At 59.5% G+C, this 15,021-nt stretch carries 12 protein-coding genes; 7 read left to right on the forward strand and 5 right to left on the reverse strand.

Annotated features, from left to right (window positions below; genetic code table 11):
* Positions 1-18: 18 nt before the first annotated feature.
* Together NHF48_RS00415 and NHF48_RS25620 are read left to right on the forward strand one after the other, a co-directional pair.
* Complete coding sequence (locus tag NHF48_RS00415) at positions 19-4,239, forward strand: strawberry notch-like NTP hydrolase domain-containing protein (RefSeq protein WP_253069887.1); 4,221 nt, start codon at positions 19-21, stop codon at positions 4,237-4,239.
* A 356-nt stretch (positions 4,240-4,595) separates the two neighbouring features.
* Positions 4,596-4,913, forward strand: coding sequence for a DUF6894 family protein (locus NHF48_RS25620; RefSeq protein ID WP_446741092.1), 318 nt, complete (start codon positions 4,596-4,598; stop codon positions 4,911-4,913).
* Between the two features lie 697 nt (positions 4,914-5,610).
* On the opposite strand, the gene NHF48_RS00420 is transcribed toward NHF48_RS25620, so the two are convergent.
* Complete coding sequence (locus NHF48_RS00420) at positions 5,611-7,896, reverse strand: putative bifunctional diguanylate cyclase/phosphodiesterase (RefSeq protein WP_253069888.1); 2,286 nt, start codon at positions 7,894-7,896, stop codon at positions 5,611-5,613.
* Between the two features lie 403 nt (positions 7,897-8,299).
* Between NHF48_RS00420 and NHF48_RS00425 the strand changes: the two genes are divergently transcribed.
* Positions 8,300-9,262: a Crp/Fnr family transcriptional regulator gene (locus NHF48_RS00425; RefSeq protein WP_253069889.1), complete on the forward strand. Its 963-nt coding sequence runs from the start codon at positions 8,300-8,302 to the stop codon at positions 9,260-9,262.
* A 75-nt stretch (positions 9,263-9,337) separates the two neighbouring features.
* Here NHF48_RS00425 and NHF48_RS00430 read toward each other — a convergent pair whose 3' ends face one another.
* From NHF48_RS00430 to NHF48_RS00440, 3 genes are all read right to left on the reverse strand, one after another.
* Positions 9,338-9,691 carry a hypothetical protein gene (locus NHF48_RS00430; protein WP_253069890.1) on the reverse strand — a complete coding sequence of 118 codons (354 nt, stop codon included), beginning with the start codon at positions 9,689-9,691 and terminating at the stop codon, positions 9,338-9,340.
* Between the two features lie 190 nt (positions 9,692-9,881).
* Complete coding sequence (locus NHF48_RS00435) at positions 9,882-10,064, reverse strand: hypothetical protein (RefSeq protein ID WP_253069891.1); 183 nt, start codon at positions 10,062-10,064, stop codon at positions 9,882-9,884.
* A gap of 169 nt (positions 10,065-10,233) precedes the next feature.
* On the reverse strand, positions 10,234-10,401 hold the full coding sequence (locus tag NHF48_RS00440) for a hypothetical protein (RefSeq protein ID WP_253069892.1): 168 nt from the start codon (positions 10,399-10,401) through the stop codon (positions 10,234-10,236).
* Positions 10,402-10,506: 105 nt separating this feature from the next.
* Here NHF48_RS00440 and NHF48_RS00445 point away from each other — a divergent pair, with 105 nt between their 5' ends.
* A complete protein-coding gene (locus NHF48_RS00445) occupies positions 10,507-10,674 on the forward strand; it encodes a hypothetical protein (protein ID WP_253069893.1) in 168 nt (55 codons plus the stop codon).
* Positions 10,675-11,060: 386 nt separating this feature from the next.
* Here the strand turns inward: NHF48_RS00445 and NHF48_RS00450 are convergent, their stop codons facing one another.
* Entirely contained in the window at positions 11,061-11,558 is a 498-nt protein-coding gene (locus tag NHF48_RS00450; RefSeq protein ID WP_253069894.1) for a MucR family transcriptional regulator, read from the reverse strand.
* A 189-nt stretch (positions 11,559-11,747) separates the two neighbouring features.
* Between NHF48_RS00450 and NHF48_RS00455 the strand changes: the two genes are divergently transcribed.
* The 3 genes from NHF48_RS00455 (at position 11,748) to NHF48_RS24455 (ending at position 15,005) form a co-directional block, all read left to right on the forward strand.
* Positions 11,748-14,000 carry a ParB/RepB/Spo0J family partition protein gene (locus NHF48_RS00455; protein ID WP_253069895.1) on the forward strand — a complete coding sequence of 751 codons (2,253 nt, stop codon included), beginning with the start codon at positions 11,748-11,750 and terminating at the stop codon, positions 13,998-14,000.
* A gap of 95 nt (positions 14,001-14,095) precedes the next feature.
* Positions 14,096-14,608, forward strand: coding sequence for an ArdC-like ssDNA-binding domain-containing protein (locus tag NHF48_RS24450; RefSeq protein WP_342454529.1), 513 nt, complete (start codon positions 14,096-14,098; stop codon positions 14,606-14,608).
* Entirely contained in the window at positions 14,580-15,005 is a 426-nt protein-coding gene (locus tag NHF48_RS24455) for a zincin-like metallopeptidase domain-containing protein (RefSeq protein ID WP_342454538.1), read from the forward strand. The genes NHF48_RS24450 and NHF48_RS24455 overlap by 29 nt, the downstream gene beginning before the upstream one ends.
* Positions 15,006-15,021 lie beyond the last annotated feature (16 nt).

Genomic DNA, 15,021 nt, shown 5'->3' on the forward strand with positions numbered 1-15,021 from the left:
AACCTGAGGGAACCTGCCATGTTCGATTTGCTCGATCTTCCGCCCGTCACCGATCACAGCGCATCGGCAAGAATTGCCGGGTTGCTGGCATCGGGTACGCCGATCGCCCGCCGCGATCTGAACGAGGCGATGACAGCGGCCTTTGGCGGCTCGGACGCAGACGGGCATTGGACGCAGCGTGACAGCTTCGAGATGCTCGAACACGGCATTGCGCTCCATCTCGCGTCGCAGCCGTACCAGCTCAATGGCATGTCGGACGTGGCACAGGCGTCGGCGATCATGGCGATGCTGCCGACCCAGACGGTGCGCAGCGAGGAACAGATCGACCTCCAGCAATTCTCGACGCCGGTCGATATTGCGGCGATCGCTGTGTTGATGGCCGCGATCGGTCCGCACGACATCGTCCTCGAACCCAGCGCCGGCAACGGCTTGCTGATCGTCCAGGCACCGGCGTGCGCCAGCCTGCAGCTGAACGAAATCGACACGAAACGTCGCGACCGCCTCGCCGGGATTTTCCCGGATGCGATCGTCACCGGTCACGACGGCGCGGCGCTGGTCAGCCTGCACGCGCGACTGCCGAAGCCGACAGTGGTGATAATGAATCCGCCCTTCTCGCGCAGCGTCGGTCGCGGCGCCGACGATCTTGCCGCACTTCGCCATCTGCAGGCGGCGATCCGGCGGGTCGCAAAGGGCGGCCGGGTGGTAGCGATCATGCCCGACTGGTTCGCGCCAAGCGCACGCCTGAAAGCGGCCTATGAGGCGGTGCTGACCGGCTGCACGGTTCGCACCTCGCTGCGGCTTGAGCATTGCTACCGCAAGCACGGCACCGATATCGCGGTGCGACTTTACGTCGTCGACAAGGTAGCAGGCGGCACCTCGCACACTGTCATTCAGCGCAGTTCGGTAGCGGGTTTCCTCGACGCCGTGACCATCCCGCCGCGAGCCTCGCTGGTGGCTGATACCCCGATAGCGGCACTACCGGTGCCCAAACCCAGCCTGTTCGGCGCGGCGCGGCAAGCCAAGGCTACGGTTGCTCGCACCTACCATGCACCGGTGCGCAACAACGTACTGCCGGTCAGCTACAGAACGCTAGCGACGGCCGCACCTCTGGCCGACCAGGTTGGTTGCTATCTGCCCTACCGGCCAAGCCGGATCGTGTTCGACGTCGCAGGCGACCACCCGACCGCGCTGGTGGAATCAGTGGCGATGGGCTCGATACCCGCACCGATCCCCACACACATTGCCCACCTTCCGGAGCGCACGGTGACGGAGCGGATGCTGTCCTCATCGCAGCTCGAGACCGTGGTCTATGCGGGCCATGCTTGGGGTCAGCTGCTCCCCGGGTCATTCAAGCCTGCCAAGGAGGGCGTTGGGCTCACCATCGATCCCGAGGGAAGCAGTTACCGGAAGGGCTTCTTTCTGGGCGACGGTACTGGAGCGGGCAAAGGCCGACAGGTCGCGGCGTGCATACTCGATAACTGGCTACAGGGTCGTCGCCGGCATATATGGGTGTCGAAGAACGAACCGCTGCTCGAAGATGCGCGTCGCGACTGGACGGCGCTCGGTGGCATGTCGGGCGACGTACAGCCAATATCCAACTGGAAGATCGACCAGCCAATCAAACTGGACGAGGGCGTGCTCTTCGTCACCTACCCGACGCTGCGCTCGATGCGTTCCGACCATAGCCGCCTGCAGCAGATCCTCGATTGGGCAGGCTCCGACTTCGACGGGGTGATCGCCTTCGACGAGGCGCACGAGATGGGCGGCGTCGCCGGGGGCGAGGGTGCCATGGGCAAAAAAGAAGGATCCCAGCAGGGCATTTGCGGCGTGCTGCTGCAGAACAACCTGCCCGGCGCCCGGGTCCTCTACGCCTCGGCAACCGGCGCATCCGATGTGAACAACCTCGCCTACGCAGTGCGGCTTGGCCTGTGGGGACCCGACACCGCGTTCGCAGACCGCGAGGCGTTCATTGCCGAAATTCGCAAGGGCGGGATCGCAGCGATGGAACTGGTGGCGCGCGACCTGAAGGCGCTCGGTCTCTATACCTCGCGCGCACTGAGCTTCGCCGGCGTCGAGTACGACGTGCTGCGGCACGCCCTGACGCCGTCGCAGATCGAGATCTACGACACCTATGCCACGGCCTGGAGCGTCATTCACCAGAACATGGAAGAGGCGCTGGAACTGACCGGCGTCGTCGACGGGTTCGAAAAGACGACGCTCAATAGCGGTGCGAAGGCCTCGGCACGCTCACGGCTGGAATCAACCAAGCAGCGCTTTTTCGGGCAGGTCCTGCTCTCGATGAAGCTGCCGACGGTCATCGCCGCAGTCGAACAGCATCTGAAGGCTGACCAGTCGGTGGTGCTGCAGCTGGTCACGACCGCCGAGGCGATCCTCGATCGACGCCTGGCCCAGATGTCGGCCGACGAGCGTGCGGATCCGACGATAGATTTGTCACCGACCGAGTATATTGCCGATTATCTGATGCGGGCGTTCCCGACGCGGCAGATGCAGACCTATACCGACGACACCGGTACCGCGCGCTCGGCGCCGATGAGCGATGAGTTCGGCAACCCGGTCCATAACCCCGACGCGCTCGCGGCCCGCGACCAGATGCTCGAGCACATCTGTGCACTGCCTCCGATCAAATCCGCACTCGACGCGCTGATCGAGCATTTCGGCACCGACATGGTGGCTGAAGTGACGGGGCGCTCGCGGCGTCTCGTACCAACGTCGGACGGCCGCCAGAAGATCGAGACCCGCTCAGGGCGCTCCTCGCAGGTCGAAGCCGCGGCGTTTATGGCCGGCACCAAGCGGGTGCTGGTGTTCTCTGACGCTGGCGGCACCGGGCGCTCGTACCATGCCAGCCTCGATGCCAAGAACCAGCAGCAGCGCGCCCACTTCCTGCTCGAACCCGGCTGGCGTGCCGATCGCGCGATCCAGGGGCTTGGTCGCACGCACCGTACCCATCAGGCGACGACACCGCTGTTCCGGCCGGTGACCACCGACTGTAAGGGCGAGCTGCGCTTCACCTCGACGATCGCGCGGCGCCTCGACAGCCTTGGCGCCCTCACGCGCGGCCAGCGGCAGACCGGCGGGCAAAACCTGTTCGATCCAGCCGACAATCTCGAAAGTGAGTATGCCAAGGATGCACTCCTGACATGGTTCGCGCTCCTCGATGGCGGCAAGCTGACCAGCACGACGATGGACGACTTCTGCTCGCGCACCGGCCTCGAGCTGCACGACAATGACGGCGTCCTGAAGGAAGAGCTGCCGCCAATCCAGCGCTGGCTGAACCGTTTGCTTGCGCTGCCGATCGGGCTCCAGAACCTGATCTTCGACGAACTCCTGGCACTCGTCGAAACCCGCGTCGCAGCAGCTCGCGAAGCCGGCACGCTCGATGTCGGCGTCGAGACGATCACCGCGGATACCGCGACGGTCCTCGACGACACGCTGCTGCGCACCGATCCCCTGTCGGGCGCGACCTCGCACCTGCTCACGATCGAGATCGCCCGCCGCAAGAATCCCATCTCGCTCGAACGTATCCTCGACCTCGCCAAATGGCAGGACGACGTCGCGTTCGTGGTAAACGCCCGGTCGGGGCGCGTCGCGCTCCGGACCCGGGCACGGTCGTGGATGGACGACGATGGCCAGCCGATCGCCCGCATCGAACTGCAGCGTCCCTGCAGGCGGGAGTATCTGCGCGAGGCCGATCTGCTGGAAACGGCATGGGACGTTGTCGACCGGGAGACCTTCGAGGCCAAATGGAGCGCGGAGGTCACCGAGGCGGCGGGTCAGGTCGATACCGAAACGATCAGACTGGCGACCGGCCTGCTGCTGCCAATCTGGTCGGCGCTGCCGTCGGACCATCTCGCGGTGAACCGTATCGCGGACGCCCATGGCAATTCGTGGCTAGGCCGTCTCGTGTTCGACCAGCACGTCGTCCAGCTTTACACCAAGCTCGGGATCGCCAAAACCGACGATCTGCCGGTCGACGCGATCGCACGTTCCGTTCTCTCAGGGCGCAGCGTCGACGTCGTGCGGCCGTTCCCGATGACGCTCCGCCGCTCGATCGTGAACGGCAACCCGAGGGTGGAGATCGTGGACGCACCCGCCTCGCAGCTGTCTTGGCTGAAATCGCTCGGCTGCTTCACCGAGATCATCGCCTACCGGACCCGCGTCTTCGTGCCGGCAACCGATGCCGAGACGGTGCTCGGCCGCGTCCTGAAAGGGGACCGGTGAGAGGATGTTAGAATCGTACGCCAAGCCTGAGCGCTTTGCAGCACATAGATCGAGTGACGGGTTGCGTGACATGGATCGGCTACGATCGAACAGGACCAGCGATCGTCACGCAAACCCTCGTTTGCGACGCGTCCCGTTTCTCCATGTCCAACGGGCAATTTTGGGAAAACTCATTTGGGAACAGGTTTCGAGAAAGCCGGTCGGTCGTGATGCAGGCGATCGGCTCAAACTGCCCGGCTATCTCGCTGAACCTTCCCTTTTGAGAAAGCTCGAAACGACCGAATAATGATGGAGCAAGCGGCTTTGGCACTTCGCATATCGAGCCGTTCGTCTGTTGAAATGCGCTTTGCATCAAGGTGAGCGATAGACCGTTGATATATAACGAGGTTGCAGCCGGTCCCGTTGATCGCGCGCTGGAGTGTTTATGCCCCGTTTCTTTTTCCAACACAGAGACAGACGTTCGGACAACCGATTACGAGGGCCACGAATGCGCGAGCTATCTCGAGGCACGACGCGAAGGGATCGCGACCTGTGGGCAGATGATGAAAGACGCGGCTGAAGCGTTTTGGGGTTCGCGTCCATGGAGCGTTTCGATCACTGACGCGGACAATCTAATTCTGTGGGAAATACATATTGATGGCCAGGCTTCCCCGGCCGGGCGAGCGCTCGGCTAAAGTCTGTCCGGACGAACTCATCATCCCGTAAGACAGTCAAAAGTGGTTCCGGGTTTGAAGTACACTCAGCGGGCACCGGTATGATTTAGGTTATTTTTTTGATTTGATCTATATCAAGAGGCCAGAACGGGCGCGTGTTGAGCGGCCTTGCCCTTAGTTGGAGAAATCGCCGTGCCTTATAACGCTGACCAATGGGAAGAAGTAGCGCGCGCAAGACTGTCAGAACTACTAGCCATATTAGATGAAAATGGCGCAACCTTAGTTGCCGCACACGTTGAAACGGCGCTATCATGCCTTGCCCCTTTCTACTAAATTCTGACGATGATACGCGGTGACCTAACTTCACCCTATGCTACAAATAGACGGCAGCAAATTCAACGTGGGATATTCTCGACCAAGGCGGATAATGCGTCATCTTGGAATGTATGAGGACGGACCTGACGATTAGGCAATGATAGCCGCAAGCCACGGCGTTCGACTACTTTCATATCACGTACCTTCCTAGCTACTACTATCAACGGACCCTCGAACAGTATTTCGCTGGACTGATCATCGGCGAAATCAACCTTCAACAGGCGAACCAAGGTCGCCTCCTCGTTCCATGGAAAATCCATAAAGTGTATCCCAGTCGTCTGATTAGCATTAAATGCATGGGGCGTTTTCCGAACATATTCGGCGCGGCGATCGTTATCAAAAACTATAAATCACGCAGCCGTATCATGTCGCTGGCATATTCTGCGGATAGTGGTTTAGAGTATAGGTATCCTTGAGTAGCGGTGCATCCGGCAGCAACAAGCTTTTCTGCCTGATCTTCGGTTTCAACACCCTCGGCAATGATACTAAGATTGAGGGCTCTTCCTAAGCCCATTATCAGCTCGACGATGGCATATGTACTTTTACGTGTACTGATTTCGTCAATGAACGATTTATCAATCTTGATGGTATCGATGGGATACCGACTGATGTAGCTCAATGACGAGAACCCTGTCCCAAAATCATCGAGAGCAATCCGGACGCCAGATTGGCGGATAGATGCGATGATCTCAGCGACTTGAGGAGAAGGATGCAAAAATATGCCTTCTGTTATTTCCAGTTCAAGGCATTCCGGCGGTAGATCGCATGACGTCAAAATATTGGACAGATCCGCCAGGAAGGTGGGGTCAACGAACTCTGCGGCAGAGGTGTTCACGCTCATTCTCAGCGTCGAGCGACCCTGAAGGACGTGCCACTTCTTAAGCTGCGTACAGGCCTCGATCATGACCCATCGATCGATCTCGCGGATTATTCCGATTTCTTCAGCAACAGGTATGAAGTCGGATGGCGCAATGGACCCAAGCTTGGGATGATCCCACCGAAGCAGCGCTTCAAAGCTCGAGACTGTTCCGGTGGTTGGATCAACGATCGGCTGATACGCGAGATGAAAGTCGCCTTGTTGAACGGCAATGCGAAGGTCTGTTTGGAGAGCTAGGCGTTCGACCGCCATTCGGTGCATCGAGGGATCGAATATGGCGTAATCGCCATGCCCGGCACGCTTAGCCTCATACATCGCAATATCGGCATCGCGGAGAAGATCATCCGGCGAGGTATCCCGGCCCAGCGACTGGGCAATCCCAATGCTGACGGATGGAAAAACGCTTTGGTGGGAGAGCTGAAGTGGGGTTCGCATCGCTTCGAGAATGCGCTCGGCAACCCCTACAGCCGTCGCCAGCCCAGCCGTATCCTCAATCAGAATAGCAAATTCATCACCGCCGATCCGGGCGAGGGTATCTTGCGGCCTGACACTGCGCTTTAGGCGCTGGCCAACGTCGCGCAGGAGCGCGTCGCCATGAACGTGTCCGAGGCTGTCGTTCACGATTTTGAAGCGGTCCAGATCCAAAAATAATATCGCGCAGGTCTGGCCGCTTTGTGATGCTTCGCGTTCAAGGGCCGCTTGAAGCTGGTTCATGAAATACGCACGGTTCCGCAGCCGCGTCAGTCCATCATGGAATGCTGTATATAGGAGTTCAGCTTCAACACGCTTTCGCTCGACTATCTCGGTCGCCAAGGCGACATTCTGTCCTTCGGCGACGCGCACGCGGATCGCTAGATCCTCTGCGTTTTTACGTTCGGAAATGTCGAGCTGCACCGAAACCCAGTGGGTATACCAGCCCTTCTCGTTGGCAACGGGGACAATGCTGAGCTCGACCCAGAACGTGCTACCGTCCTTATGGTAGTTGACCAGTTCGACCTCGATCGGCTGCCAGTTTTCGAGTGCGTATCGCAGCTCTGCCCGGGTGACGGGATCGGTGTCAGGCCCTTGCAGAATACGTGGGGTCAGGCCGATAACCTCTTCCGGCAGATATCCGGTCGCGCGGGTGAACGCTGCGTTGCAGTAGAGAATGCGTGGACCGGGCAGGCTGACGGGTTCGGCCTCGGTTATGATAATGGAATCGCGCGCATGTACGGCAACGGATTCCAACAGGCGGAGCCGCTCAATATCGAAGCCGCGCTCATTCGGATCCCTCGAACAGGCCCCTTTTCGTACAAACTGTAGATTAAGAATGGTCGATAAATGCGCGGCGTGCGCCCGGACGGTATAGACCTGGGCAAGGCTGAGATTCTTGCGCTGTCGTTTGTCGACCAGGATTAGATAGGTTGGAACGTCTCTGACGAGTGAGACGATCGCAGCGAAGCGAATATCGCCGCCCTCGGGTCCCGAGAACCCGACAATCAGGGTTGGTGGCAAGCCGATTTTTTGAATGGTAACGTCGCGCGTGTCCATCGATCCGACGACCGGCTGAACGAGATCGGCAGACTGCCCGGAACTCCTGGCGATCAGCGACATCGTGCCACCGCTGATCTCGCAAACGAACGCGCCGTACGCATCCGTAGCATGCATGGCATCGTCCGCAATCTTCCTCAGGGTCTCTTGGTGAACTGCGGTGAGGCCTTGTGGACCTGCCGTATCACCGTTCGCCAAATCGGCGCCGATATCTTCGTTCACCTATCACTCCTAGCGGACATCGCCATGCCCTTGGCACGGGAATGAGGGGTTAACGCCCCTACAAACGCTATCGTACGCCGTAACGTTTCATATTCATCTAATATGGGGCGTTGATCGACAAGATTACGTAAAACCGCAAACAATATAACCGTTAGCGAAAATTGATGAAGCTATCCAACGATACTGATCTATGTTTGATAAAATAAGTCCGTGTTGACTGGTAAAAATCGATGTGGTCAGCCATATTTTCATGGCTATCATGTTGATTTCTATCTGCAACATTGCAAGCTTCACGCTTGCTTATCATATGTTATCTTTGAATAGCGGATAATGATAAGATAGAAAAATGGGCTTAGTTTCCACTAAGTGCCGAGAGAGAACGAAAATTTCCTCTTCATAAAAGATGGCGGCAATGACGGAAATATCTGAAATCTGGCTGAGGAGCACGCGAACGCAACTCAAATATTTGCTCGATGTACTCGATCACCACGATCAACCTTTGATAGCCGCGCATCTCGCCACAGTGATCGAGTGCCTCGACACGCAGCCCAAGAGCACATCGGTTCCGCCCGCAACGGTTGGCGATCACGTCTCGTTACCACCGCTGATGGAGCCAGGCATGTTCGATGGGATCAATCCGCTCATCGCCAAGCTGTCGCGTGTCATGACGCTTTCACGCGACGACTGCGCCGCTCTTCAGGCTTTGTGTCAGGACGTGCGTCAAACTGCTGCACGCCGCGATATCATTCGCGACGGCGATCGACCGGACCGCGTCCACCTCATTCTCAATGGCTGGGCATGCCGGTACAAAATTCTCAAGAACGGCAAACGGCAAATCACTGCACTGTTGCTCCCAGGAGACTTTTGCGATCTCCACGTCGGCATACTCGACAAGATGGATCACGCTATCGGCGCCATTACCGCTACGACCTTCGCCTATGTCGACCGCTCTCAGTTTGACGAGCTGACCCGCGCGCGTCCGGCAATTGTGCGGGCGCTGTGGTGGGCGACATTGGTCGATGAAGGTGTGCTGCGAAGCTGGATCGTCAGTCTGGGCGTTCGAACAGCGCGGGAGAGAGTGGCCCACCTCATTTGTGAGCTTCGCGAGCGGATGCGCAATATCGATCGCGAGGACGCTGGTCGTTTCGCCATGCCGCTGACCCAGGTCGATCTTGCCGAAGCTCTCGGCCTCACCGCAGTTCATATTAACCGCGTCGTTAGGCAGCTTCATAAAGAACAGGTCGTGGAGATCCGCAAAGGCCAGGTCACCGTCCTCGACCTGGCTGCCCTGACACGGATTGCAGAGTTCGACCCTGGTTACCTTCATCCTCAGGCGATCAATCGGTTTGAAGCCGTAAGTGGATAGGCACGAGCGGTCGATTGGGACGGGGCGAGCGAGAAGGCGTGGGCGTTCTTGATGTCTATCAAATTTCGGGAATGTTTATTCGACGGCTTCTCGCAGTTCATCAGCCTTGGCCAAAACCGTTTCGATGGCTTCGAGCGCCTTGCCCGAAAGCGTCAACAGATCGTCAAGATCGCCATCCCCGTCACCGACAACGAAGCCAATCTGAGTAAGGTGAATGAGCCAACGGGATAGTACCGTAGGCGGTATTTTATTTCGATTACTGACGTCGCGTGCGGTGAGGCGACGTCCATTGGCATCTGCAACAAACAGTTCCAGGAGCAGATCCCAGCCCGGTTCAGCGAATAACTCGGGCGGTAGTATCTCGGATCGTATACGTCGAAATTCTAATATGGCGTCTGCTGTTGTACTCGCGCGATCCATCTTATCCACGTGACACTCCCGATTTGCAGCCCCCCTTATTGCCCGACAGAACACGCGAAAATCAAATCAGCCTTTAGCCGGCCCGTACCGCTCGGAAAATTGCACCCGCGCAGCGTCTAGCGTGGCGGCAAGAACAAAGTCTCCCTCCTGATCGGCAAACGCGATAAGCGCGTCCAGGCTCCGAGCTAGTGCCAGTAAATCAGTCACTGGTGGCATTTTCTGCATTCGAAATTTCCGCATTCGCCCGCTCGCGCAACGTAGCATACTCTGCCGCCATATTCAGATGCAGGGATTTCACAATGGGGTCAGTAGCCAGCGCCGCCATGTCGAGTTCTTGCTGCACGCGCATCAAGTAATACTGTTGATCCGTGATCGCTCCCATTGCTCCCTCCGCAAGCAAGTTTAACAGCCTACGACACTGTTTCTGCAACAAATATACTCGTTATGAGGACGCACACCATAATCAAGGTTAGCACGGTTGTTAGACACATAGATTGTTCTGATCGTGAACTTGGCATCGCCTAATGAGAGCGCGGACGCGGAATATACGACTAAGCGTCTTTGGCCCGGACAATTTTCCCGACGCTGAACCCACTTAGCCAGGCAAAACGCTGATCCATGGCTTCATGGCCGGCGAACGGGCAGGCGTTCGGGAAGCCTTTGTCCAGGCCACTTTTCAAGCCCGCATCATAGGCGGCGCGTAATGGGTCATGGCGCATGTCCCTTCAACGTTACGTTCGGCAGAACGCCCCCTCGTGAAGTAACATTTGTTTCCCTGTACCAAAACGGTCCTCTTGGTAGATTGGCCGTGTTACTGCTTTGCGATGACAATCATCGAACGGGCATTCGAGATCGCGCGGAGCGGCAAAGCGCGCTCGATAACGGATATCCGCACTCAGTTGAGGCGGGAGGGTTTCGATCATGTGCAATCGCATTTGGGCAGCGCGGCGCTCCAAAAGCAGCTGAAGGGGCTGATCAAACCTCCGGTTTAGGACTCTAAGCGCCCCGATCTAGCGCAACACGCTTGGCAACTAACGCCGTGTGCAGACAGCTAAAACGGACGTGTTGCGCGGTCCTAACCAACTTCGATCAGAGTGTCTTGTAGCGTAAAACGGGGCGATCCTTATCCAAATTCCCGTAAGCGCCAACTAGCATCCTTTCTCAAAAGACCATCCTTTTCGAGAAAGCCAGCAACGTCACTCGACGGCAGCTATCCTACCTTCCTTCCTTCCCAAAGCGAACGGACCGCTCTTCACCCATTGTTACCGTTCGCCCCTAGCGTAAACGCAACTTACGTTCGTGTTCTGGTCCCATGGACGTGAAACCGCTGGAGGTCTCAGCGCATGGTATTCTGCCACGCGCTGATCCTCACACCTGGCTATTCAGCGTCGCCCGTTACCGCGGGCTTCGTGTTACGGCGTGGCTTGGCAGCGGCAGGTTCAGCGGCCTTTTGAACCGTCTGGCCGGGCTTACGACCCAGACCGATCTTCTTGGCCATGGCGCGCGGCGGCTCGCTGTAGGTTTCCGCAACCATGGGATAATCCGCCTTGAGATTATACCGTTCGCGGTACTCCGCCGGGGTCATACCGTTGGTAGCGAGATGACGGCGCAGCGTCTTGTAAGGCTTGCCATCAATCATGCTGATGATGTGATCCTTGCTCGCAAGTGACTTTCGCGAAGTCACAGCAGGCGTGTACTCCTGCGCGGGCGCTTCCGGAGCATCTACGCTCTGCTCACCGCCGAGCTTGGAGACAGCCGCATGCATCGACTGCAGAAAGGCGGGGACATCATCCGCCGATGTCCGCGTATTTGGATTGCTCAACCACGCAATGGTCAGCTCAGTTGCGAGTTCGATAGAGTTGGTATCATCAGTCATCATATTTCCGGACGTAGATCGAAGGCTGTTGGGGATCGATGCTAGATAGTGCGATTGCGATCTCAGACAATACTTACTCCAGCAATATCATAGAGCTGCACCGAGTTATCCAAAGCGGCAAGGAGAGAGAAGGGGGAGGGAGATGGTGTCCGAAGAAATCGGATGCTCAGAAACGAAGGGTGATTTCCCATGATCCAGTCCGTGAAACTCTCGAAGCTCCGCCTCTCGGCCAGCAACGTCCGCACCGCCCCTGATGAATCGCTGCAGATCGAGCCGTTCGCAGCCGACCTCGAAGCCCGCGGCGTCCTCCAGAACCTGCTCGTTACGCCGGTCTCGCGGCCACGCGGGACGTTCGAGGTATTCGATGGCGGCCGGCGCTGGCGTGCGCTCAACATGCTGGTCGCTCGCGGCGTCATCAATCCCGACGAGTATGACGTGCCGGTACGTGTCCTGAAGGGTGACGATGCCGAACTCACCGAAACCTCGCTCGCGGTCAGCTTCCATCACATGAAGCTCAGCCCGGCCGAGGAATGCCGCGCCTTCCAGCATTTCCTGAACGGCAGCACCGATATCGACGCTGTGGCCAAGCGCTTTGGCGTTACCCGCCGCTTCATCGACGGTCGGCTCCGCCTGGCCGATCTTGCCGAGCCGATCTTCTCTGCTCTCGCGAACGGCGAGCTGACCCTCGACATGGCCAAGGCCTACGCCTCGACCGGCAGTCACGAGCGTCAGTTGCGCGTCTGGCAGACCTATAGCTCGATGGTTCACTACAACGCCGACGCCATCCGTCGCGTCATCGCCAACGACACGATGCGGGCCAACGATCCGATCGCGCTCCTGGTCGGCGTCGAATCCTACGAGGCCGCAGGCGGCGTCGTCGACCGCGACCTGTTCAGCAACGCCGGCGAGCGCTGGACCAACCCCGAGATCGCACAGACCCTCGCGGCCGCGATGATGGAAGCGGAAGCCAAGCGTATCGGCGAGGAACGTGGTCTTGCGTGGATCCGGCCTGTCGCCAGCCACAGCACCTGGGATGCGGCCCGCAGCCTCCACCGCATCGCCCTGCCGGTCCAGCCGATGTCGCCGGCCGAGGCACAGCGCGTAGACGAGATCGAGCAGCGCATGGGCGAACTGCAGCAGGAGATGGAGAACGACGAGCTTTCCGAAGAGGCGTTCACCGCTTGCGACGCAGAGCATGATACGCTTGGCGAGGAACTCGAAGCGTTACAGCGCCGCCCCTCGGTACTCCCCGCTGAACTCGTGTCGCGGGTCGGCGCGTTTCTGACGCTGTCGCAGACCGGTACGATGGTCCTGGATGAGACCTATTACAGCGAAACGCCGATCCGCGTGACGGTGGTCGAACCGGAGCCGGTCGAAGGTCATAACGGGGAGACCGAAGAGGCGGACGACGGGCTCGCCGACGGCGAGGGCGAGGGCTCGGAACGGGTCCGGGCAGAGCCGACCTTCCGCATCGAAGAAGGCGCGGCGACGCCGGTGACGGCGGGCAGTCCCAAGGAGGTCGACCCCGATAACGCAGCGCCGGGCGGCAAGGCACTCAGCCAGGTCCTGAGCGACCAGCTCGCGATGCAGCGTCGCGATGTCCTGGCGGCGTCGTTGATCGCCAGCCCCGGACTCGCGCTGGACTATATGCTGTTCGCCATGGTGGATGCACGGCGCGGCACCTCGTCAAACGACGGCACGACGATCAGCGCCCATGCCCCGCAGGATCCGATCCTGTCGACCAACATGCCGGGATCGCGCGCGCGCGACTACCTCGCCGAGGTACGGGACGGGCTCGATGAATCGTGGGGCGAGTCCGACAACAAGGTCATGCGGTTCGAGGCATTCCGCGCGCTCGGCGACGAGGTGAAGGGCGCATGGCTGGCGTACATCGTCGCGACGTCGCTGGAGGCCAAGGAGTCCTACGGCTCCAATCGCCAGAACCCGCTCCACGGCCGCATGGCCAGCATCCTCGAGGTCGATGTCGCCAGCTGGTGGCGCCCGACGTCGGAGAACTTCTTCGACCGGGTTTCCAAGGGGTCGTTGATCTCGCTGCTTCACGAGGTCGGAGGCCCAGCGCTGTCGAGCCGCCACGCGAGCGAGAAGAAGACCGAGATCTCGGCATCCTGCCAGAAGCTCTTCGCTGGCGAAGCGATCGTCGAGACCGACGTCAAGGAAGCTGCCCTGAAATGGGTGCCGACCGCGATGCGCTTCAGCGACACTGTCGTCGGGGGTGAGAGCGAAGACGACGGCGCGCAGGGCGATCTCGCGGACCTGATCGAGGCGGACAGCGACGACACCGACGAAGGCGATCTTGCCGCCTTGGTCGGTGCCGGCCCGGACGATGTCGGGACGGACGGGGTCGAGACGAATGGCAGCGCCCAGATCGAACTCGATCACCAGAACGATGACGATGTGAACGAGATCGTCGCGGCCGAATAGCGGCACGACGGTTCAATTCTGAGCAGCCTCACTGCCGGCCCGCGACTTCGCGGTGCCGGCAGTGCCTTTTCCTCACCGCTAACGAGGACAGCGTCATGACCGCTACAACCCGCGACATTGCGGCCGACATCACCGCCGCCATCATCGCACGGCTCGAAGCCGGGACCCTGCCGTGGCAGCGCTCCTGGTCGGTTACCGGCGAGGGCGGCAGGCCACTGCGCCACGAGGGCGTTCCGTACACCGGAATAAACGCTCTGTGGCTCTGGGCGACCGCCGACACCTATGGCTATCGCAGCCGCTACTGGATGACCGCCCGTCAGGTCCGCGAACTGGGCGGCGAGATCAACCGCGATGCGAGACCGTCTTTCTCCGTCTACGCCTCGACCTTCCGCAAGGCCGGAATGCCCAATCTGCTCGGTGCGACCGCTGACCAGATGATCCGCTTTCTGCGTTCCTATGTCGTCTTCAACGCCGACGAAATCGTTGGCCTGCCGGACTATTACTACCCGCGCGAGGTCGCACCGACCCCTTTGCTGATCTCAGAACGGCAGGATCGAGATCGACGCCTTCTTTGGCGGTATTCCGGCCAAGGTCCGTCACGGTGGTGACCGCGCCTTCTTCCACCCAACATTCGACTATATCCAGATGCCGCACACCGGCAGCTTCAAGTCAGGCGACGCATACGCATCGGTTCGGGCGCACGAGACCGTCCACTGGGCGGGCCATGCCTCCCGGCTCGATCGCACCTTCGGGAAGCGCTTCGGCGACAACGCATATTGCGTCGAAGAATTGGTCGCTGAGCTTGGCTCGGCCATGATCTGCGGCGATCTTGGCCTCCCGACCGAGCTGCACGACAGCCACGCCTCCTACCTCGCCAACTGGTTGGGGGTGTTGCGCGCCGACAAGACCGCGATCTTCCTGGCCGCCACCAAGGCCGAACAGGCCTTCTCCTACCTTCGCGCCTTCTCGACCGAGACTGCAGCAGAAACGCGGCTCGCCGCATGAACCGGAGAACACGACA

The organism is Sphingomonas sp. H160509 (assembly GCF_024124765.2).
Classification (GTDB): Bacteria; Pseudomonadota; Alphaproteobacteria; order Sphingomonadales; family Sphingomonadaceae; genus Sphingomonas.

Coding starts and splice junctions, on each gene's coding strand:
- NHF48_RS00415 (WP_253069887.1), top strand. CDS start 19: ATGTTCGATTTGCTCGATCTTCCGCCCGTCACCGATCACAGCGCATCG.
- NHF48_RS00425 (WP_253069889.1), top strand. CDS start 8,300: ATGGCGGCAATGACGGAAATATCTGAAATCTGGCTGAGGAGCACGCGA.
- NHF48_RS00435 (WP_253069891.1), bottom strand. CDS start 10,064: ATGGGAGCGATCACGGATCAACAGTATTACTTGATGCGCGTGCAGCAA.
- NHF48_RS00440 (WP_253069892.1), bottom strand. CDS start 10,401: ATGCGCCATGACCCATTACGCGCCGCCTATGATGCGGGCTTGAAAAGT.
- NHF48_RS00445 (WP_253069893.1), top strand. CDS start 10,507: ATGACAATCATCGAACGGGCATTCGAGATCGCGCGGAGCGGCAAAGCG.
- NHF48_RS00450 (WP_253069894.1), bottom strand. CDS start 11,558: ATGACTGATGATACCAACTCTATCGAACTCGCAACTGAGCTGACCATT.
- NHF48_RS00455 (WP_253069895.1), top strand. CDS start 11,748: ATGATCCAGTCCGTGAAACTCTCGAAGCTCCGCCTCTCGGCCAGCAAC.
- NHF48_RS24450 (WP_342454529.1), top strand. CDS start 14,096: ATGACCGCTACAACCCGCGACATTGCGGCCGACATCACCGCCGCCATC.